The 20,411-nt window shown below is 56.2% G+C and carries 15 protein-coding genes; 10 read left to right on the forward strand and 5 right to left on the reverse strand.

Going from position 1 to position 20,411, the window contains the following annotated elements; translation table 11 throughout:
* Positions 1-247 precede the first annotated feature (247 nt).
* Positions 248-2,884, forward strand: a complete 2,637-nt coding sequence (ppc, locus tag WN53_RS06955) for a phosphoenolpyruvate carboxylase (RefSeq protein WP_024482863.1) — start codon at positions 248-250, stop codon at positions 2,882-2,884.
* Between the two features lie 335 nt (positions 2,885-3,219).
* The gene (locus WN53_RS06960; RefSeq protein ID WP_021181904.1) at positions 3,220-3,756 is read left to right on the forward strand and encodes a MarR family winged helix-turn-helix transcriptional regulator; all 537 of its coding nucleotides are present in this window, start codon (positions 3,220-3,222) and stop codon (positions 3,754-3,756) included.
* Between the two features lie 295 nt (positions 3,757-4,051).
* On the opposite strand, the gene WN53_RS06965 is transcribed toward WN53_RS06960, so the two are convergent.
* The gene (locus WN53_RS06965) at positions 4,052-4,969 is read right to left on the reverse strand and encodes a DMT family transporter (protein ID WP_024482864.1); all 918 of its coding nucleotides are present in this window, start codon (positions 4,967-4,969) and stop codon (positions 4,052-4,054) included.
* 236 nt (positions 4,970-5,205) lie between these two features.
* Here WN53_RS06965 and dcuC point away from each other — a divergent pair, with 236 nt between their 5' ends.
* Genes dcuC through rihC form a run of 4 tightly spaced genes read left to right on the forward strand, consistent with a single transcriptional unit; the run spans position 5,206 to position 9,897 of the window.
* Complete coding sequence (gene dcuC / locus WN53_RS06970; RefSeq protein WP_024482865.1) at positions 5,206-6,576, forward strand: C4-dicarboxylate transporter DcuC; 1,371 nt, start codon at positions 5,206-5,208, stop codon at positions 6,574-6,576.
* A gap of 10 nt (positions 6,577-6,586) precedes the next feature.
* The gene (locus WN53_RS06975) at positions 6,587-7,864 is read left to right on the forward strand and encodes an amidohydrolase (RefSeq protein WP_024482866.1); all 1,278 of its coding nucleotides are present in this window, start codon (positions 6,587-6,589) and stop codon (positions 7,862-7,864) included.
* Between the two features lie 27 nt (positions 7,865-7,891).
* The gene (locus WN53_RS06980) at positions 7,892-8,932 is read left to right on the forward strand and encodes a type II asparaginase (protein WP_024482867.1); all 1,041 of its coding nucleotides are present in this window, start codon (positions 7,892-7,894) and stop codon (positions 8,930-8,932) included.
* 29 nt (positions 8,933-8,961) lie between these two features.
* Positions 8,962-9,897 carry a ribonucleoside hydrolase RihC gene (rihC, locus tag WN53_RS06985; RefSeq protein WP_037411278.1) on the forward strand — a complete coding sequence of 312 codons (936 nt, stop codon included), beginning with the start codon at positions 8,962-8,964 and terminating at the stop codon, positions 9,895-9,897.
* A 36-nt stretch (positions 9,898-9,933) separates the two neighbouring features.
* On the opposite strand, the gene metF is transcribed toward rihC, so the two are convergent.
* From metF to metB, 3 genes are all read right to left on the reverse strand, one after another.
* Positions 9,934-10,833 carry a methylenetetrahydrofolate reductase gene (gene metF / locus WN53_RS06990; RefSeq protein WP_024482869.1) on the reverse strand — a complete coding sequence of 300 codons (900 nt, stop codon included), beginning with the start codon at positions 10,831-10,833 and terminating at the stop codon, positions 9,934-9,936.
* Positions 10,834-11,048: 215 nt separating this feature from the next.
* Entirely contained in the window at positions 11,049-13,484 is a 2,436-nt protein-coding gene (locus WN53_RS06995; protein ID WP_024482870.1) for a bifunctional aspartate kinase/homoserine dehydrogenase II, read from the reverse strand.
* 3 nt (positions 13,485-13,487) lie between these two features.
* Entirely contained in the window at positions 13,488-14,648 is a 1,161-nt protein-coding gene (gene metB, locus WN53_RS07000) for a cystathionine gamma-synthase (protein ID WP_021181896.1), read from the reverse strand.
* 317 nt (positions 14,649-14,965) lie between these two features.
* Here metB and metJ point away from each other — a divergent pair, with 317 nt between their 5' ends.
* Positions 14,966-15,283 carry a met regulon transcriptional regulator MetJ gene (gene metJ / locus WN53_RS07005; protein ID WP_006317756.1) on the forward strand — a complete coding sequence of 106 codons (318 nt, stop codon included), beginning with the start codon at positions 14,966-14,968 and terminating at the stop codon, positions 15,281-15,283.
* Between the two features lie 72 nt (positions 15,284-15,355).
* On the opposite strand, the gene rpmE is transcribed toward metJ, so the two are convergent.
* Positions 15,356-15,571, reverse strand: a complete 216-nt coding sequence (rpmE, locus tag WN53_RS07010; RefSeq protein WP_024482871.1) for a 50S ribosomal protein L31 — start codon at positions 15,569-15,571, stop codon at positions 15,356-15,358.
* Positions 15,572-15,770: 199 nt separating this feature from the next.
* Between rpmE and priA the strand changes: the two genes are divergently transcribed.
* From priA to ftsN, 3 genes are all read left to right on the forward strand, one after another.
* Positions 15,771-17,966: a primosomal protein N' gene (priA, locus tag WN53_RS07015; RefSeq protein WP_024482872.1), complete on the forward strand. Its 2,196-nt coding sequence runs from the start codon at positions 15,771-15,773 to the stop codon at positions 17,964-17,966.
* Positions 17,967-18,246: 280 nt separating this feature from the next.
* The gene (cytR, locus tag WN53_RS07020) at positions 18,247-19,275 is read left to right on the forward strand and encodes a DNA-binding transcriptional regulator CytR (protein ID WP_024482873.1); all 1,029 of its coding nucleotides are present in this window, start codon (positions 18,247-18,249) and stop codon (positions 19,273-19,275) included.
* A 195-nt stretch (positions 19,276-19,470) separates the two neighbouring features.
* The gene (gene ftsN, locus WN53_RS07025) at positions 19,471-20,400 is read left to right on the forward strand and encodes a cell division protein FtsN (protein ID WP_024482874.1); all 930 of its coding nucleotides are present in this window, start codon (positions 19,471-19,473) and stop codon (positions 20,398-20,400) included.
* The last annotated feature ends 11 nt before the right edge of the window (positions 20,401-20,411 follow it).

Genomic DNA, 20,411 nt, shown 5'->3' on the forward strand with positions numbered 1-20,411 from the left:
AGCCAGACTGATAACCGGCAGCGCGTAATTAAATTTCAGAAAATGCGCCGAATTTGATGTTTTTTTGCTAAAAATAGTGTCAATTGATGATTGGACAGGCACGTGACCAGATAAAACCGGCGGTCTGCGTCGGCACGTGAAATTTACTTACAAGATGAAAAATCACGTACTCATCGTGTTCAGGTCGTGGCGAAAAACACCGCGATCGGAGGATGATAAGTATACAAAGAACTGGGTCAGGGATTATATGAACGAACAATATTCGGCAATGCGAAGTAATGTCAGTATGCTCGGCAAACTGCTAGGCGATACCATTAAAGAAGCGCTGGGCGAGCATATTCTCGATCGCGTTGAAACTATCCGTAAGCTTTCCAAATCTTCACGTGCCGGTAACGAGGCGCATCGTCAGGAGCTGCTCTCCACGCTGCAGAACCTGTCCAACGATGAGCTGCTGCCCGTTGCCCGCGCCTTCAGCCAATTCCTCAACCTGACCAACGTTGCCGAGCAATACCACAGCATCTCACCGCACGGCGAAGCGGCCAGCAACCCGGAAGCCTTGGCGCAGTTGTTTACCAAGCTGAAAGACAACAAGCTGGATAACAAACAGCTGCAAAAGGCGGTGGACGATCTTTCCATCGAGCTGGTCCTGACCGCTCACCCAACGGAAATTACCCGCCGCACCCTGATCCACAAGCTGGTTGAGGTGAACACCTGTCTGAGCCAGCTGGATCATAACGACCTGGCCGACTACGAGCGTAATAAAATCATGCGCCGTCTACGCCAGTTGGTCGCGCAATCCTGGCATACCGACGAGATCCGCAAAAATCGTCCATCCCCGGTCGATGAAGCCAAATGGGGCTTTGCCGTGGTGGAAAACAGCCTGTGGGAAGGCGTACCGGCTTTCCTGCGCGAGTTCAACGAACAGTTGGAAAACTCCATCGATTACCGCCTGCCGGTAGAAGCCGTACCTATCCGCTTCACCTCCTGGATGGGTGGCGACCGCGACGGTAACCCGAACGTGACCGCTGAAATCACCCGTCACGTGCTGTTGCTGAGCCGCTGGAAGGCCTGCGATCTGTTCACCCGTGATATTCAGGTGCTGGTCTCCGAGCTGTCGATGACCGAATGTACTCCTGAGCTGCGCGAACTTGCCGGCGGTGACGAAGTACAAGAACCTTATCGCGAATTGATGAAGCAACTGCGCAGCCAGTTGATGAGCTCCCAGGCCTATCTTGAAGGCCGCCTGAAAGGCGAACGCGTCCTGCGTCCACACGACCTGCTGGAAAATAACGAGCAGTTGTGGGAACCGCTGTACGCCTGCTACCAATCTTTGGTGGCCTGTGGCATGAGCATTATTGCCAACGGCCAACTGCTGGACACGCTGCGCCGCGTACGCTGCTTTGGCGTACCGCTGGTGCGTATCGACGTGCGCCAGGAAAGCACTCGCCATACCGAAGCCATTGCCGAACTGACCCGCTATCTGGGCCTGGGGGATTATGAGAGCTGGTCAGAAGCCGACAAACAGGCATTCCTGATCCGTGAGCTGAACTCCAAGCGTCCGCTGGTGCCACTGAAGTGGGAGCCGAGTGCAGACACTCAGGAAGTGCTGGAAACCTGCAAGGTGGTCGCCGAAGCGCCACAAGGTTCGATCGCCGCCTACGTCATTTCCATGGCTCGTACCCCGTCCGACGTCTTGGCCGTGCACCTGTTGTTGAAGGAGACTGGTTGCCCATTCGCGCTACCTGTGGCCCCACTGTTCGAAACCCTCGACGATCTGAACAACGCCGAAGACGTGATGACCCAGTTGCTGAACATCGACTGGTATCGCGGCTTTATTCAGGGCAAACAGATGGTCATGATCGGCTATTCCGACTCGGCAAAAGATGCTGGCGTGATGGCTGCCTCCTGGGCGCAATACCGTGCACAGGACGCACTGATCAAAACCTGTGAGAAGGCCGGAGTGGCGCTAACGCTGTTCCATGGCCGTGGTGGCTCAATTGGCCGTGGTGGCGCACCTGCGCACGCCGCTCTGCTCTCACAACCACCAGGCAGCCTGAAAGGTGGCCTGCGCGTGACCGAACAGGGCGAGATGATCCGCTTTAAATTCGGCCTGCCAGAAGTCACCATCAGCAGCCTGGCGCTGTACGCCGGTGCGGTGTTGGAAGCCAACCTGTTGCCACCGCCGGAGCCTAAGCCAGAATGGCGCACGCTGATGGATGAACTGTCCGAAACCTCGTGCAACATGTATCGCGGTTACGTGCGTGAAAACCCAGAATTTGTACCTTACTTCCGCGCCGCTACGCCAGAGCAGGAACTGGGGAAACTGCCATTGGGTTCACGCCCGGCCAAACGCCGCCCGAACGGCGGTGTTGAAAGCCTGCGCGCTATCCCGTGGATCTTCGCCTGGACGCAGAACCGCCTGATGCTGCCAGCCTGGCTGGGTGCCGGTGCTGGCCTGCAGGAAGCGGTGAAAGCTGGCAAGCAGGACCAGTTGGAAGCCATGTGCCACAACTGGCCGTTCTTCTCTACCCGTATCGCGATGCTGGAAATGGTATACGCCAAAGCCGACCTGTGGCTGGCGGAATACTACGATCAGCGTCTGGTAGACAAGTCCCTGTGGCCGCTCGGCCAACAGTTGCGTGATCAATTGGCCAGCGATATCAAGGCGGTGCTGACTATTGCCAACGACGACCATCTGATGGAAGACCTGCCGTGGATCGCCGAATCTATCGCGTTGCGCAACGTCTACACCGACCCGCTAAACGTATTGCAGGCCGAGCTGCTGCACCGTTCGCGCCAGCAGGAGCATCCGGATGCCCGCGTTGAGCAGGCTCTAATGGTCACTATTGCTGGCGTGGCGGCCGGGATGCGCAACACCGGCTAATATTGCTTCATCTTTTGCAGCAAGCACCGATGCGATCGGCGTCGGTGCTTATTCTCCCCCCGGTTATCCTCATTCTAATCTGCGGATTTTTGTCCCATCCGTCACTCACGGCGGGCTATCAATGCTATTATTGCTGACACTCATTTTGAGTCCATGCTCCGTTTGGCCGCACCTTTTGCCTTGGTTATACCCTATGAATTTCAAGTTGCAGCTAGGCGACAAGCTTACCCATCCCCAGGAGCTTACTATTGGGGTGGGTAAGTGCAGGTAACAACGCTGCAGCTTGAAAGGCGACGGGTATATGCGTTGAATCCAGTCAGGAAGAGATAAGATAGATGGGCGATAAGACCAATGTCACTGAAACAGATTTCGTTGATCGTTTAATCCAGGAATGGTTAGACACGGTACCCACTTTAGATTTGTCTGGCCTACCGGTGATCGCCAGAATTGTGCGCATGAGCCACTATATCTCGCAGTTTGTCGATGCCAACTTCGCACGCTATAACCTGACGATTGGTGAATTCGAAGTGCTGGCCGCCCTGGCCCGCAACCCCGACCGCCAGCTTTCTCCCAAAGATCTGCAAGAGAAAATCCTGATTTCCTCCGGTGGCTTATCCAACCGGATTAATCGCCTGGAAAATAAAAAATATATTGTCCGTATGCCCGACCCTTCGGACCGGCGTGGCGTGATCGTTAAAATCACTCCGGCAGGTCGGAAATTAACCCTGGAAACGGTAGAAACCCATGTGGCAATCGAAAAAGCCTTGATCCAGGGGCTGGGCGCAGAAGATCAAGACCAGTTGGCGGAGCTACTGAAAAAATTGATCCTCTCGCAAAAATCACAGCTGAACGAAAAAACCAAATCAGCCTGATGTCACTCGGCTAACGTTAGCCAGAATTACCCTTGCCCCTCACCCACAGGGAGAGGGAGCTGGCCGGAGTACTGAATCAGCCCGTGCAGCTTCGAAAAATATCGTAATATCAAATAGCTATAACGTCCCCTCAGTACAGGCCGGGGATAGAGTAGACAGGTGTTCAAGGACATGGTGAACACTTTTTAACATGTTTTACCCACCGTAATTGTCCTGCATCCAAGGTATGCCCCCTTCCTTTCCGGCCAACTCGATCGGTTCCCTCTCCTGGGGGAGAGGGTTAGGGTGAGGGCGTCTATTGATTGGGTGCGCTCTCTCCGCGCAATACCAACCACAGCCCGGCTAAAATCAGGCATAACCCACCAAAGGCCAGCATGCTGATGGGCTCTCTTGCCACCATGATGGCCAACGCAAAGGCCACAATCGGCTCAAATAATCCCAAGGCAACGCAGGTCGCCGCACTCATGTGCTTCAATGCCAGAGTAAACAGCAGATAGGCGATACCGGTGGTACAAATCCCCAGATAAGCGATGATCAACCAGGTTGGCAAGGTCAGTGACGGCGTACCCGCCATCCCCCAGGCCACCGGCACGGCGATCAGCATGGCAATGGCAAAGGTGTGTTTGGTGATGGTTAACGGTGACGCGATGGCCACCAGCCGCTTACTGAGCAAGGTATACAGCGCATAGCAAAAACCGGCCCCCAGACAGGTCATCAGCCCGACCGGGTTAATCACCCAGGAAGCCGATTGCGAAAGCACCATCCAGATCCCGCCGCTGGTGGCACACAACACCCCTCCCCACCACAATGCGCTCGGTGACTTTCTCAACCAGACGGCCTCAAGCAAACCAGCCCAGATCGGCGCGCTGCCTATCGTCGTGGCGGTGCCCACGGCAATCCCTGTGGCTTTTACCCCGGCAAAGAAGGCCAGATTATATAGCCCCATGCACACCCCGGCACCGACTACAAACCCCCAGTACAAATGGCGCTGTGCCGCAACCTGTTGCCCTTCGGCGCTGGTCGTCGCCGTATTTTTGGCCTGGAGGTAAGCAAACAGCAGTTGGAAGAACAGGCAGGCCAATACCAACCTCAGTGCCCCGAGCCAGTAAGGCGATGCCGAGCCGGGTGCCAGGCTTTGCGCCGTTCCCACCGTGCCCCACAAGAAAGCAGCAGATAATGTTAACAAAACGCCAATTAAAGAGAATTTTTTCATGCTGGTGACTTATCCGTAGGCAGAACATCCGCAGAGAATTTATCTTCACGTTAAGATACTTTCTGTGCATAGTAAATGCCCAATGCTTTTCCCAATCAGGAATTCACAATAAATGCAGTTAAGATCAAAATTACCGGTACTATTCGTTGCAGGTAATAGACAAAAATCTTACCTTCTTAAAAGTATCTTCACAGAAAGATATTTATCATGAAGATTGATGATGACAGGGGAAGCAAATGGATGTAGCACTAATAATCAGCTTGGCAGTGCTCGTGGTGGCCGGTTACGCCATTGCCAAGAACTACGACACCAAGCTGGTGCTGTTTAGCGCAGGGATCGTACTCATGTTGGCGGCGGCCACCTTGGGCTTACCTATTTTAAGTGCCGGGGCAGGAACGGGCACCGTCTGGTTGGATCCGTTAAAACAAATCGAGCTGGATTTCATCAAGCAGTTTAGCCGGGCAGGCATCATCATCATGGTGCTGTTCGGCTTTTCCGCTTATATGTCGCACATTGGCGCAAACGATGTCGCGGTTAAGATCATGTCAAAACCCATCGCAAAGATCCGCTCCCCCTATATTCTGGTGCCGATCGTATTCTGGATAGGGTCACTGTTGTCGTTGATTATTCCCAGCGCCGCCTCCCTCGCCGTGATTTTAATGGCCACGCTTTACCCCATTCTGCGGGTGGCAAAAATGTCCTCGCTCAGCGCCGCCGGGGTCATTGCCACCACCGCCACCATCGTACCCACACCGCTGGGTGGCGATAATGTGGTCGCAGCCAAAATCCTGGGTTTCGAGCACGTGGTGGACTACGTCACTATGCACCATGCCGTTATCTCACTGCCGGTGCTGGTCATTATCGGCATCGCGCACTATTTCTGGCAAAAGTACATGGATAAGCGCCAGGGCGCAGCCGCGTTTACCGACATCGATGAAAGCAAATTGACCACCAACAGCCAGCTCCCTCCGGCTTACTACGCCCTGTTTCCGCTGATCCCGTTATTCCTGATCGTGGTATTTGGCCTGTTCTTCCGCCAGATCAAAATCGGCCTGGTGGAAATCACCCTGTTCTCGTTTGCGCTGGCCTTTATTGTGGAGCTGATCCGCAAAGGCGACCTGCACGAACAAATGAAAAACTCGTCGCTGTTCTTCACCGGCATGGGGCAAGGCTTCTCACAGGTGGTGGTGTTGATCGTGGCTGCCAGTACCCTGGTGGCCGGGTTGACCGCCATCGGAGCCATCAGCACCGTGGCCTCACTGGTTAAAGAGGTCAATAACGCCGGGATCGGCCTGATGTTTATCTTCTCCGGCCTGACCGCGCTGATCACGCTGATCAGCGGTAGCGGTAATGCGGTGTTCTACTCCTTTATTGAGCTTATTCCGTCCATTGCCAATCAGGCTCACGTCGATCCGGTCATGATTGCCCTGCCTATGCAGCTGACCTCAAACCTGATCCGTGCGATATCACCAGTTTCTGCGGTGGTGATCATCGTGGCATCAGTAGTCAAAGTCAGCCCGATTGAGGTGGTCAAAAGAACCTCGGTGCCATTGCTGGTCGGGTTTGTCGCCACCCTGATTTTCACGCTGATCCGCTATTCATTCTGAGGAGACGACCATGAGCACTATCGACCCCCGCACCCTGATTAACTGGCGGCGTCAATTTCATGCTTACCCGGAAACCGGCTGGACCGAATTTGCCACCACCGCCCGCGTGATCCAGACGCTGGAATCCATGGGGCATCAGGTATTAACCGGGACACAGGTTATCAATCCCGACTTCGTCCGCGGCTACAATCTGCAGGCGGTAAAGAACTCCCAGACCGCCGCCAAAGCCGCAGGCATTGATGAAGACATTCTGCAAAGGATTGGGGATTACACCGGTTGCGCCGCGGTTTTCGATACCGGCAGGCCTGGCCCAGTGGTAGCACTGCGTTTTGAACTGGATTGCGTCAACGTGCAGGAGTCGACCTGTACGTCCCATACGCCACAACAGGAAAACTTCGCCTCTAACCAACCTGGATTCATGCATGCCTGCGGCCACGACGGCCACATGGCGATAGGACTCGGCGTGGCGCAATGGTTGATGGATCACCGTGACCAACTGCATGGCTGCGTCAAGCTGCTGTTCCAACCGGCGGAAGAAGGCGTGCGGGGTGCGCGTCCAATGGCTGAAAGCGGCATTCTGGACGATGTGGACTTTTTTGCTTGCGGCCATCTGGGCTGTGACATCCCCAGCAACACCATCGTGGCTGCGCCAGAGAAATTCCTCTCGACGTTGAAGATCGATATGAGCTTCCAAGGCAAAGCCGCCCATGCCGGTATGGAGCCCCATCTGGGGAAAAACGCCCTGGCAGCGGCCTGCCACACCACGCTGCAACTCCTTAGCCTGCCGACACACGGCGAGGGTATGACGCGCGTTAACGTCGGGGTGTTACACGGCGGCGAAGGGCGCAACGTCATCCCAAGCCATGCGCAAATGCAGGTCGAAGTGCGAGGCGAGAACGAAAAAATCAATAACTTCATGTATGAAGAAGCGATGCGCCGCGCCCAGGGGGCCGCGCTCAGCTTTGACGTACAGCTCGAAACCCAGATCATGGGGGAAGCAGTCAACTTCGTGCCCGATGATGAAATGACCGAGCTGATTATGGCTATTGTCAGAGACATCCCTTCGGTGGAACACGTGCAGCGCAGCATGAATTTTAACGGCAGCGATGATGCCACCGTGTTGATCAAGCGGGTGCAGTCTCACGGCGGCAAAGCGGCTTACTTTGTGATTGGCTCCGATCTGAAGGCGGGCCACCACCAATCCGAGTTTGATATCGACGAAGACCAGCTGTTCACTGGCTATACCGTCTTCACCCAGTTGCTTGAGCGCCTCTTGCTGGCCCATTAACGCGGCCTATTTTCCAAGGAGAGAGAAATGAACAAATCGACACTGGCCGTTCTGTTGGCAAGCACGATACTCGCCCTACCGGTAGCCGCACAGACGGGTAAACCCCAAGTCACTATCCTGGCGACCGGCGGCACCATTGCGGGCAGCTCAGCTTCCAAGACGGACACCACTGGTTATAAGGCGGGGGCCGTCGGCATCGATACCCTGATCGCCGCCGTGCCTGAAATGGCGCAGGTGGCAGAGGTGAAAGGCGAGCAAATCTCCAATACCATCAGCGGCGACGTCAATGACCAGGTTCTGCTTACCCTGAGCAAGCGAGTCAATCAGTTGTTGAACCAACAGGGGCAGCAGGGCGTCGTCGTCACGCACGGCACCGATACCTTGGAAGAAACCGCCTTCTTCCTCGATTTAACCGTGAACAGCAAGCAACCGGTGGTGATGGTCGGTTCGATGCGCCCGGCAACGGCCATCAGTGCGGACGGCCCAATGAACCTGCTGGAAGCGGTGACGTTAGCCACGGCCAAGCAGGCAGAAAACCGGGGAACGCTGGTGGTATTAAACGACCGCATCGGCTCCGCCTTTTACACCAGCAAAACCAACTCCACCACGCTGGACACCTTTAAAGCCACGGAGCCCGGCTATCTGGGGCTGTTTGTCAGCGGGCAACCCAAATTCTATTACACCGCCGCCCAGCCGATCGATAAACGCTATTTTGACGTCAGTAAACTCACCAGCCTGCCGAAGGTTGAAATACTCTATTCCTACCAGGCTCAGGACACCGCCATCCTGGATGCGGCCCTAAAGAGCGGTGCCAAAGGCATTGTCATCGCCGGTAATGGCAACGGGAACGTGTCTACCAATATGGAGGCGGCCATTGGCAAGCTACACCAGCAAGGTATCCCGGTGGTGATGTCCACGCGTACCGGTGCAGGCTATGTCAGCACCAAGTCCTTCGCCATCGGCGCAGGCTTCCTCAACCCGCAGAAGTCCCGGGTTTTACTGCAACTAGCTCTGGCGAGTGGCGCAGATCTGCCGCAGATCGCCAGCTATTTTGACCATCAGCGCTAACGCCTGATCCATCCTGTATGGGAGATATTATGTCCTCTAGCTCTGCACCTATTGCCATGATCCTGGATACCGATCCCGGTATCGATGATGCCGTCGCGCTGGTTGCCGCACTGTTTCATCCAAAAATCGACCTGCGCCTGGTGAGCACGGTGGCGGGCAACGTCAGCGTGGATAAAACCACCCACAATGCGCTGCGCCTACTGCATTTCCTGGGCGCGTCCACGCCCGTAGCTCGCGGGGCAGCGGCTCCACTGGTACGTAAACTGGAAGATGCCAGCCATATTCACGGCAACTCTGGCCTGGATGGGTACGCGTTTGAGGAGCCAACACGGCAGATCGTTGACGGTCATGCCGTCGAAGTGATGCGTGACCTGCTGCTGGCCAGCAAGGAACCTATCGTCTTGGTGCCGATTGGTCCGTTAACCAACATTGCCCTGTTGCTCACGCTCTACCCGGAATGTAAGCCATCCATCGCGCGGATCGTCATGATGGGAGGCTCCGCTGGCCGTGGCAACCATACGCCAAACGCGGAGTTTAATATCTACGTGGATCCCGAGGCCGCCAGCATGGTGTTTGCCAGCGGTATCCCGATTGTGATGTGCGGGCTGGACGTCACCAACCGGGCTACGCTCACCGCCGAGATGATCGCCAGCTTACCCACGCTGAACCGCACCGGGGCCATGCTGCATAGCCTGTTCCAACACTATCGGGGTGGGAGTATGAGCCGTGGGCTGAAAATGCATGATCTATGCGCTCTGGCCTATCTGGCAAAACCGGAGTTGTTTACCACTCAGACCTGCCATGTGGCGGTAGAGACGCAAGGTGAACTGACCAGAGGAACGACCTGCGTCGATCTGGCCAATCGTTTGAAACTGCCAGCCAATGCCGAAGTCTGTCTGGAAATCGATGTCGAAGGATTCCGGCAGTGGTTCCTGGAGATGCTCACGCACCCGACCGTTCCTTGATGTTGGCGCGGTTGCCGCAACGGCAACCGCAATCTATCAGCCAACCACCGCACTAGGGCGCACGCCCAGGGTATGGCAGATGGCGTAGCTCATTTCCGCACGGTTGAGCGTATAGAAGTGGAAATCTTTGACCCCTTCGCGGCTCAGGATCTTCACCATATCCATGGCGATATTGGCACCGACCATCTTGCGGGTTTCCGCATCGTCATCCAGCCCGGCAAACATGCTGGTCATCCAGCTTGGCACCCGCACGTTGGTCATGGTGGCAAAGCGCTGGAGCTGCTTGAAGTTGGACACTGGCAGAATGCCCGGCACGATTTCTACGTCGATGCCAGCAGTCACACAGCGGTCACGAAAACGCAGATAACTTTCTACGTCGAAGAAGAACTGGGTGATGGCACGGTTGGCACCGGCATCGATTTTACGTTTCAGGTTGATCAGGTCTGACTGGGCGCTTTTCGCTTCCGGATGCACTTCCGGGTAGGCCGCGACAGAAATATCAAAGTCGCCGACGTCTTTGAGCAGCGTGACCAGATCGGTCGCATACATTTCCGGCTTGCCACCGCCTGGCGGTAAATCACCGCGCAGCGCGACAATATGGCGGATACCGCTGTTCCAGTAATCGGTCGCGATCTCACGCAGTTGCGCCGGGCTGGCATCAATACAGGTCAGGTGAGGGGCAGCTTCCAGACCAGTACGCTCTTTGATCCCCTTGATGATGCTGTGGGTACGGTCGCGTTCACCCGAGTTGGCACCGTAGGTCACAGATACAAACTTGGGTTTGAGGCTGCTCAGGCGATCGATCGACTGCCACAAGGTATCTTCCATCTCGCTGGTGCGCGGCGGGAAGAACTCGAACGACACGTTAATCTGGCCATTTAACTCTGCCAGACTCTGATTCAGCGCTTCCCGCTGGTTTGCGTGATAAAAACTCATACCCTGTCCGCCTCTTATCGATCACTGTTTTTGCTTCGTTATAATAAGCGTCTATACGTTTAGACGTCTAGATAGAAAATGCCGGATGTTGCCTGAAGAGTCAACAGGAAAGTGAGGGAGATACGATGATTAATCCTCACGCAAGATGAGAGAATTTCAAGTTGCAGGATTGAATGGGGGCAGCGCAGCGCCACCCCCGAGGTTAAAGCGAGGATTTAAAGCAGTTGTGCCAAGCGATTAAGGTCGGACTGGATGGCTCCAGCAGTCACGTCGCGACCGGCCCCTGGCCCACGGATCACCAGCGGGTTGTCGCGGTACCAGCGGCTCTCGATGGCAAACACGTTGTCACAAGGCAGCAGCGAAGCCAGCGGATGTTCTGGCCGCACGGCCTCAACGCCAACGCGCGCTTTGCCATTGGCATCGAAACGCGCCACGTGGCGCAGTACCAGGCCCATTTCGTTGGCCGCTTCGAAACGCTGTAGCATTTGCTGATTCAGCGCATCGCCGTTCTCGAAGAACTGATCGATGGAGCCTTGCTCCGCGCCTGCAGGCACCAGCGACTCCACACGCACCTGGTTAGGTTCAATGTCATAACCCGCCTCACGTGCCAGGATCACCAGCTTACGCATCACGTCTTGTCCAGACAGGTCAACACGCGGATCCGGTTCCGTCAGCCCCTGCTGCCAAGCCTGATCCACCAGCTCGGTGAACGGCACCGTGCCGTCAAACTGCAGGAACAGCCAGGAAAGCGTGCCGGAGAAGATACCGCTGATCGCCAGGATACTGTCCCCGCTGTCGCGCAGATCGCGCACGGTATGGTTCACCGGTAACCCGGCCCCCACGGTGGCGTTATACAGCCAGTGGCGGCCCGTTTTGGCAAACGCATCGCGGATCTGGCGGTAATTGGCGCTGCATGAGGCCCCCGCCAGCTTGTTGGCGCTGATCACATGGAAACCATAGCTGGCAAAGTCCAGATATTGCTCCGCCAACTCCCCGCTGGCGGTGACGTCTAGCACCACCAGATCGTCGAACGGGTGCGCCCGCATCCACAGGAACAGCGACTCTTCGTCCAGCTCCTGGGCTTCATCTTCAAAGAACGCCAGCGCACGGCTGGCATCCAGCCCTTCGTAATTGAGCAGGCTGCGACGGCTATCCACCACCCCTGCCAGGCTAAACTCAAAGCCGCTGCGCGCAGAGATATTCTTCTGTTCGCGAGCAAACAGCTCCAACCAACGTGAACCAATATTGCCTTTGCCAAACAGCACCAGGCCAATACGCTTTTCCGCACGGAACAGCGTTTGGTGCAGGCCCTGGATCAGCAGACCGGTCGGCCCCTGACGCAGCACTGCCACCAGGCTGATACCATCTTCAGCCTGCCAGATGAACTCCACCGGCTGGTCCTTCAACTGCTGATAGAAACGATGGCTGTGCAACGGGTTCTTGCACACGCCCGCGCCCACCAAGGCCACCAGCGCCAACCCTTCACGCAGTTGCAATTCACCCGGTAATCCGGCCTCCTGCAAAATGCGCAGCACGCTGCCCACCACTTCAGAGGTGTAGCACAGCTGGATCAGGTTTCGGTCAGGATGAACCCCTACGGCCAACGGTTTGATCTGTGCGCGCTTGAGCACCAGATCCAACTCTTTCTGCGCCAGCTTGAAGTCATGCTGCGGCGCAACGCTGAGTTCGATCAGGCAGACATCATCGTGGCTGGTGACAATTTTGGCACCGGTACCGGAAGCCAGTACGCGCTCGATACGGGTTGAGCCCTGTTCTGGCTGATAGCTACAGCGCAGTTGCAGATCGATATCGCTGCCAGACACTGGCTGCAAAGTACGAGTATGCAGCACCGGAGCCGCCAGGCGGGCCAGCTCGCTGGCTTCATCCAGACGCAGCAGCGGCAGCAGGCAGGCATCTTTCACTTTGCGCGGATCGGCGCTATAAACCCCGGCCACGTCGCTCCAGATGGTGACTCGCTCCACACCGGCCAATGCGCCAACCTGCGTGGCGGAATAGTCACTGCCGTTGCGCCCCAACAGCACGGTTTCACCGCTGTCATTACGCGAAATAAAGCCGGTCACTACCAGACGTTTGCCCGGATGTTGTGCCAGCAGTTGCTGCAATAACGGATAGGAGCGGCCTTCATCGACCTGCGGCTGCGCCGCGCGTTCGGCACGCAGGAAATCACGCGCGTCCAGCCATGCCGCCTGCATGTCCTGCTTGTTCAGCACCGCAGCCATCAGGCGGGCTGACCAGATCTCACCGTGCCCCACCACTTCGGCATACACCGCATCATCAACCTTGCCGTCCAGCAGGATGGCCAGGCGTTCAAGATCGTGAATAAATTCGGCAATCAGCGGTTCCGCCGTTTCTACAGGCAACAACCCGCCGATCAGCTCACTGTGATAACGGCGCAGCGTTTGCTGCACCTGATGCGCGGAAAGACGATCGCTCTGGCTGAGCTTCAACCAGCTGATCAGTTGGTTGGTAGTGCTACCCGCCGCCGACACCACCATCATGTCACCCGGCTGGCTGTATTCGGCCATGATCCCGGCCACCCGCAGATAACACTTCACATCTGCCAGGCTGCTGCCGCCAAATTTGTGCAGTTGACGCCCGCTAACCGGCCCTGCTACCGCAATTGCATTCATGACTTACCTCGTAGCCGCCGCCTGGAAGGCTTGTTCCAGATCGGCAATCAAATCTTCGCTGTCTTCAATCCCCACGGAAACACGCAGCAGGCTTTCGGAAATCCCCGCTGCGGCACGCGCTTCTGGCGCCATACCGGCGTGAGTCATGGTTGCCGCATGTGAGATCAGGCTTTCTACGCCACCCAGGGATTCCGCCAGCGTAAACAGCTCCAGAGCAGACAGGAAACGGCGCAGCAGCGCTTCATCCCCATCCAGTTCAAAGCTGAGCATGGCACCGAACCCACGTTGCTGACGGCACGCAATCTCATGGCCAGGGTTTTCTGGCAAGGAAGGATGATACAGCTTTTTGACCAAGGGTTGCTGCTGTAAATAGCCGACAATCGCCTCGGCATTATGTTGTGCAGCCTTGATACGTGGCGACAGGGTACGCATCCCCCGCAATAACAAATAGCTATCGAATGCCGCGCCGGTGACGCCAATATTGTTGGCCCACCAGGCCAGCTCGACCGCCAGATCTTTATCTTTAGCGATCACCGCGCCCGCGACCACGTCGGAGTGGCCGTTGAGGTATTTGGTACAAGAGTGGACGACCAGATCGGCACCCAGTTCGATCGGCTGTTGCAGCGCCGGGCTGAGGAAGGTGTTGTCCACCACGGTCAGCGCACCGGCTTCGTGGGCCGCTTTACAGATGGCGGCAATATCCACCACGCGTAATAACGGGTTGCTTGGGCTTTCGATCAGCACCAACTTCGGCTTTTGTGCCAACGCATCGCGCAGTGCGGCTTCATTCCCTTGATCGACAAACAGCACCCGATACGCCCCGCGTTTGCTCAGGCTATCGAACAGGCGGTAGCTACCACCGTAGCAATCATGAGGGGCCACCAGCAGATCGCCCGGTTTGAGAAATACCGTGGTCACCAGATGGATCGCCGACATCCCGCTCCCGGTCATCACCGCACCCGCACCTCCTTCCAACTCAGCCAGCGCACGCTGCACGACATCACGCGTAGGGTTACCACGGCGTGAGTAATCATGAGCTCGGGGCTGGTTGAAATCGGTGAAGTTATAGGTGCTGGAAAGATGGATCGGCGGGACGACACAGCCGTACTGTTCGTCATCATTCAGACCGCTACGTACGGCAATCGTGGCTGGTTTACGCGTCATAGGGTGGCTCGGCTCTCGGAAAGTGGGGGAATGAGGCCTAAAGATTAACCGCAGTGGATATAGACGTCAATACATCTGGACATCTAAACTTCTTTGCGTATAGATTGAGCAAAGGGACAATACCCGCTAAAATTATGGCGGTTTGTAATATTGATAAGATGTCAGCCCAACAATGCATAGGCATAGCCTATTAAATCATCAGATTCAGTGACCCTTATCGCGTAAAGTAGACATTTATTTAGTGAGCACAGTGAAGATCGGGCATAATTGGCCGGTTTTTAGAATTTTGTATTTTTCAGACAATTTTAAGGTGTCCCATGGCTGAGTGGAACGGCGAGTATGTCAGCCCTTACGCTGAACACGGTAAAAAGAGCGAGCAAGTCAAAAAAATCACGGTATCCATTCCGCTGAAGGTGCTGAAAATCCTGACGGATGAACGGACTCGTCGCCAGGTAAACAACCTGCGCCACGCCACCAACAGCGAACTGCTGTGTGAAGCATTCCTGCACGCCTTTACCGGCCAGCCGCTGCCGAACGATGAAGACCTGCGCAAAGAACGCAGCGATGAAATCCCGGAAGCCGCGAAAGTACTGATGCGAGAATTGGGTGTCGACCCTGATACCTGGGAATATTGATCCTGCCTGCACCGAAGGCAAAAACGAAAAAAGGCGCCCGAAGGCGCCTTTTTCATCTGACGATAAGAAAACTTATTTCTTAACGCCTGGTACGCTGAAACGCTTGTTGAAGCGGTCAACGCGGCCACCGGTAGCAACATCACGCTGCTTGCCAGTGTAGAACGGGTGGCATTCGCCACAAACGTCCAGGTTCAGATCGTGACCCACGGTAGAGCGGATTTTGATCACGTTACCGCAAGAGCAGTTTGCAGTAACTTCGTCGTATTTAGGGTGAATACCTTTTTTCATGGGAGAACCTCAGTTAAGGCCGTGTCGCTATCCAGCCCTGTTCCGCCAGACACCACACGTGGTTGATAATAGGTTTTGATATGGGATTATACCAAAGGCGGCAAATTATACAGAATAAAATGTAGCGCGCAATCGGATCCGTACATTTGCCAGCCTACCGTGTAAACTAGCCAACACTTTTTTCTACCTGGACAGCCACATGCCTGTTGTACACGTTGCTCTACCGGTTCCCCTTGCCCGCACCTTCGATTATCTGCTGCCCGCAGGCCTGCAGCCGGTCATCGGCGCGCGCGTCAGTGTGCCTTGGGGAAAGCAACGGGCGATAGGCATCATCACCGGCAGCAGCGAGAGCAGTGAACTGCCGCTGGAAAGGCTCAAGCCCATCGATAGCCTGCTGGATAACGACTCGCTATTCACCACCAGCCTGTGGCGCATCCTGCTGTGGGCCAGCGAATACTACCATTACCCGATCGGTGAAGTGTTGTTCCATGCGCTGCCCATTCTATTGCGTCAGGGTAAGCCCGCAGAGGTCGCCCCGCTGTGGCAATGGTTTGCTACCGAACAGGGGCGCGCAACCCCGCCGGAAAGCCTGAAGCGTGCGCCAAAGCAGCAACAGGCACTGGCGGCGCTGCTACAACGCCCGGTGTATCGCCATCAGGTGAGCGAACTGGAACTGACGGAAAGCGCGCTCCAGGCGCTGCGTACAAAAGGCTTGATCGACCTGCGTTCGCAAACGGTAGCAACGCAGGATTGGCGGCCGGGCTTTGCCGTACTCGGTGAACGGCTGCGGCTCAATACCGAACAGGCCACCGCCGTGGGCGCGATCCGCAGTGAAGACGACCAGTTTGCCGCCTGGCTGCTGGCCGGGGTCACCGGATCCGGCAAAACCGAGGTTTACCTCAGCGTACTGGAAAATATTCTGGCGAAAGGTAAGCAGGCGCTGGTGTTGGTGCCGGAGATCGGCCTGACCCCGCAGACCATCGCTCGCTTTCGCGAACGCTTCAACGCACCGGTAGAAGTCCTGCACTCCGGCCTGAACGACAGCGAACGGCTGGCCGTTTGGCTGCGCGCGCGCAGCGGTGAAGCCGCCATTGTGATCGGCACCCGTTCGGCGTTGTTCACCCCCTTCTCGCGCCTTGGGGTGATCATCATCGACGAAGAACACGACAGCTCCTATAAACAGCAGGAAGGCTGGCGCTATCACGCTCGCGATCTGGCGGTGTTCCGCGCTCACGCCGAAAACATCCCGCTGGTAATGGGCTCGGCGACGCCAGCGCTGGAAACGCTGCACAACGTGCAGTTAGGCAAATACCGTCAGCTCAAACTGACCCAGCGGGCAGGCAACGCCAAACCGGCCAACCAACATCTGATCGATTTGAAAGGCCTGCCGCTGAAGGTCGGGCTCTCTCAGCCTCTGCTGAAAAGCATGCAGCACCACCTCAAGAACGGCAATCAGGTGATCCTGTTCCTTAACCGCCGAGGCTATGCACCCGCGCTACTGTGCCATGAGTGTGGCTGGATCGCCGAATGCCAGCGCTGCGACCATTACTACACGTTCCACCAGCATCAACGCCAGCTGCGCTGCCACCACTGCGACAGCCAGCGCCCGGTGCCACATCAGTGCCCGCAGTGCGGTACCACCAACCTGGTTTCCGTCGGCGTCGGTACCGAACAGTTGGAAAATGAACTGGCTCCCCTGTTCCCGGAAACCGCCATTACCCGTATCGATCGCGATACCACCAGCCGCAAGGGGTCACTGGAACAGCATCTGGCCGATATTCACCGTGGCGGCCCACGTATCCTGATCGGCACGCAAATGCTGGCCAAAGGCCACCACTTCCCGGATGTCACCCTGGTGGCATTGCTCGACGTGGACGGCGCGCTATTCTCCGCCGATTTCCGTTCTGCCGAGCGTTTTGCCCAGCTCTATACTCAGGTTTCAGGCCGTGCTGGCAGGGCAGGTAAACAGGGCGAAGTGCTGCTGCAAACTCATCACCCGGAACATCCGTTACTGCAAATCCTGCTGCAACAGGGCTACGACGCCTTTGCCAAGCAAACCCTGGCCGAGCGTAACAGCGTCTTCCTGCCGCCCTACACCAGCCACATCATCGTGCGTTCGGAAGATCACGATAACCAGCAGGCACCGCTGTTCTTACAGCAGCTACGCAATCTGTTGGAAGCCAGCCCGCTGAAGGATGATTCGCTGTGGGTAATGGGCCCAGTTCCCGCCCTGCAACCCAAACGTGGGGGTCGCTTCCGCTGGCAACTCTTGTTGCAACACCCGTCCAGAAAACTGTTACAGCACCTGATAAAAAGCACGTTGCCATTGATTGGCACCCTGCCTCAGGCGCGTAAAGTTAAATGGACGTTAGACGTTGATCCCATTGATAGTTGATTAAGAAAACTCTTAATTCCACGGTAAAAAGCAAACGTTTACACCACAATTTGCGAGCGAACACGAAAAAACCTTCCTGCGTCACACTTTTCATGCAAATTAGGTAACAAAAGCGGCCCGTAATCTGTTTAGAATGTCGGTGAAGGCATTTTTTCAGCCAGGCAATGGAATGCTTGAATGTGGATGACGCTAAAAATAACACCACCACCACTGCATGCCAGAATTTGTGAGCAAACTGAAGTAACCGCGTTAGCCGGGTGCTGACGCAAGGAGAAAGGCGTTGGAACACAAGCAAGAATTACCCATGGCGACCATGAAAGACGTTGCCGAAATGGCCGGCGTTTCCACGGCAACCGTGTCGCGTGCGCTGATGAATCCGGAAAAGGTGTCAACGCCAACGCGCCAGAAAGTAGAACAGGCCGTGCTGGCCGTGGGTTACTCCCCTCATGCCCTGACACGCAATATCAAACGCAATGAATCCCGCACTATCCTGGTGATCGTCCCGGACATCTGCGATCCGTTTTTTGCCGACGTGATCCAGGGGATCGAGCAAACGGCAGCGCAGCAGGGTTATCTGGTCCTGATCGGCGACTGTGCACAGCAGAACCAGCAGGAACGCACCTTCGTTAACCTGATCATCACCAAACAAATCGATGGCATGCTGCTGCTCGGCTCCAACCTGCCTTTCGACGCCAGCAAGGAAGAGCAGCGCAACCTGCCGCCGATGGTGATGGCCAACGAGTTTGCACCGGAGCTCGAACTGCCAACGGTGCATATCGACAACCTGACCGCCGCGTTTGAAGCCGTACATTATCTGCACCAGCTTGGCCATAAACAGATCGCCTGTATCGCCGGGCCAGAGCAGATGCCGCTGAGCCATTATCGGTTGCAAGGCTACATTCAGGCGCTACGCCGTAATGGCATTACCGTCGAAAGCAGCTATATTACCCGGGGTGACTTCACCTACGAAGCCGGTGCGCAGGCGTTAGCCTCACTGATGGCGCTGCCGAAACCGCCAACGGCGGTCTTTTGTCACAGCGACGTCATGGCGATCGGCGTATTGTCCCAGGCGAAAAAGCTGGGCTTGCGGGTACCACAGGATCTGTCGATTGTCGGCTTTGACGATATCAAGCTGGCACAGTATTGCGATCCACCGCTGACCACCGTGGCACAGCCCCGCTTCCAGATTGGCCAGCAGGCAATGTTGCTGCTGCTGGAACAGTTGCATGGGCAAACCGTGAACAGCGGTTCCCGGCTACTGGACAGTGAATTGATCATCAGAGGCAGCACCGCGGCCCCTAAACGCTAGTCAAATATTTTCGGGTTAAGTAACATGGCAGACCCAGCGCCGGCCAAACCGGCGTAATGATTATTGTTGTGGTCATTTTGCCAGAATCGCTCCCCGGAGCCTGCCTACACCTACAGGGCAGTAAGCTGATGCAAAATGGCCGATAAAATAGCTAGAGGATAGGTTTTAACCTCATCACGACACAGCGGAATTATAGTGGCACAGAGAGACTATGTAGGCCGCGGGCGCTCAGGAGCAGCGCGGCGCAAGACCCCCAGCCGTAAAAAACGCAGTTCTCCAAAGGTATCCAAAACCGTGGTGGCGCTTGCCGTCGCCATTCTGGTTGTCTTTATCGGTGGTCTTTATTTCATTACCCACAACAAACCGGATGAAACACCGATGTTGCCTACGCATGGCACACGCCCGGGCAACGGTCTGCCACCGAAGCCGGAAGAGCGTTGGCGTTACATCAAAGAGCTGGAGAACCGCCAGATCGGAGTCAAGACACCTACCGAGCCAACGGCCGGGGGAGAGGTCAATTCCAAAACTCAGTTGACCGACGAACAGCGCCAATTGCTGGAGCAGATGCAGGCCGATATGCAGCAGCGCCCGACGCAGCTGTCTGAAGTGCCTTACAACGATCCTTCACAGCTGCGTAACGGTGGGCGGCAACAACAGGTACAGCCGCCGGTACAGCAGCAGATAGCACCACCGGTGCAGCAACAGCAGGTCACTCAGCCTCGCAACCCGTTCAACAACGGCGCAGCACCCGTGCAGCAGCAACCGGTACAGCAGCCGAAGCCGCAGGTACAGCAACCAAAACCACAGGCCGTAACTCCGCCAGTGCAGACCCGTCAGCCTGAAGTGAAACAAGAAGTAAAAACGGAAACGGCCAAGCCGGAAACCAAACCTGAGTCGAAGCAGAAGTGGATGGTGCAATGTGGTTCGTTCCGCGCAGCCGATCAGGCCGAGTCGGTACGGGCACAGCTGGCGTTTGAAGGGGTTGAAAGCCGGGTCACCGCAGGCGGTGGCTGGAATCGAGTGATGCTCGGCCCATACAGCAGCCGCGCCGCCGCAGACAAAACCCTGTCGCGCCTGAAGGGCATTGGCATGTCAAGTTGCATTCCCCTCTCCGTCGGGGGTTGAAAAGCGTCAAT

This window comes from Serratia fonticola (assembly GCF_001006005.1).
Taxonomy (GTDB): domain Bacteria; phylum Pseudomonadota; class Gammaproteobacteria; order Enterobacterales; family Enterobacteriaceae; genus Chania; species Chania fonticola.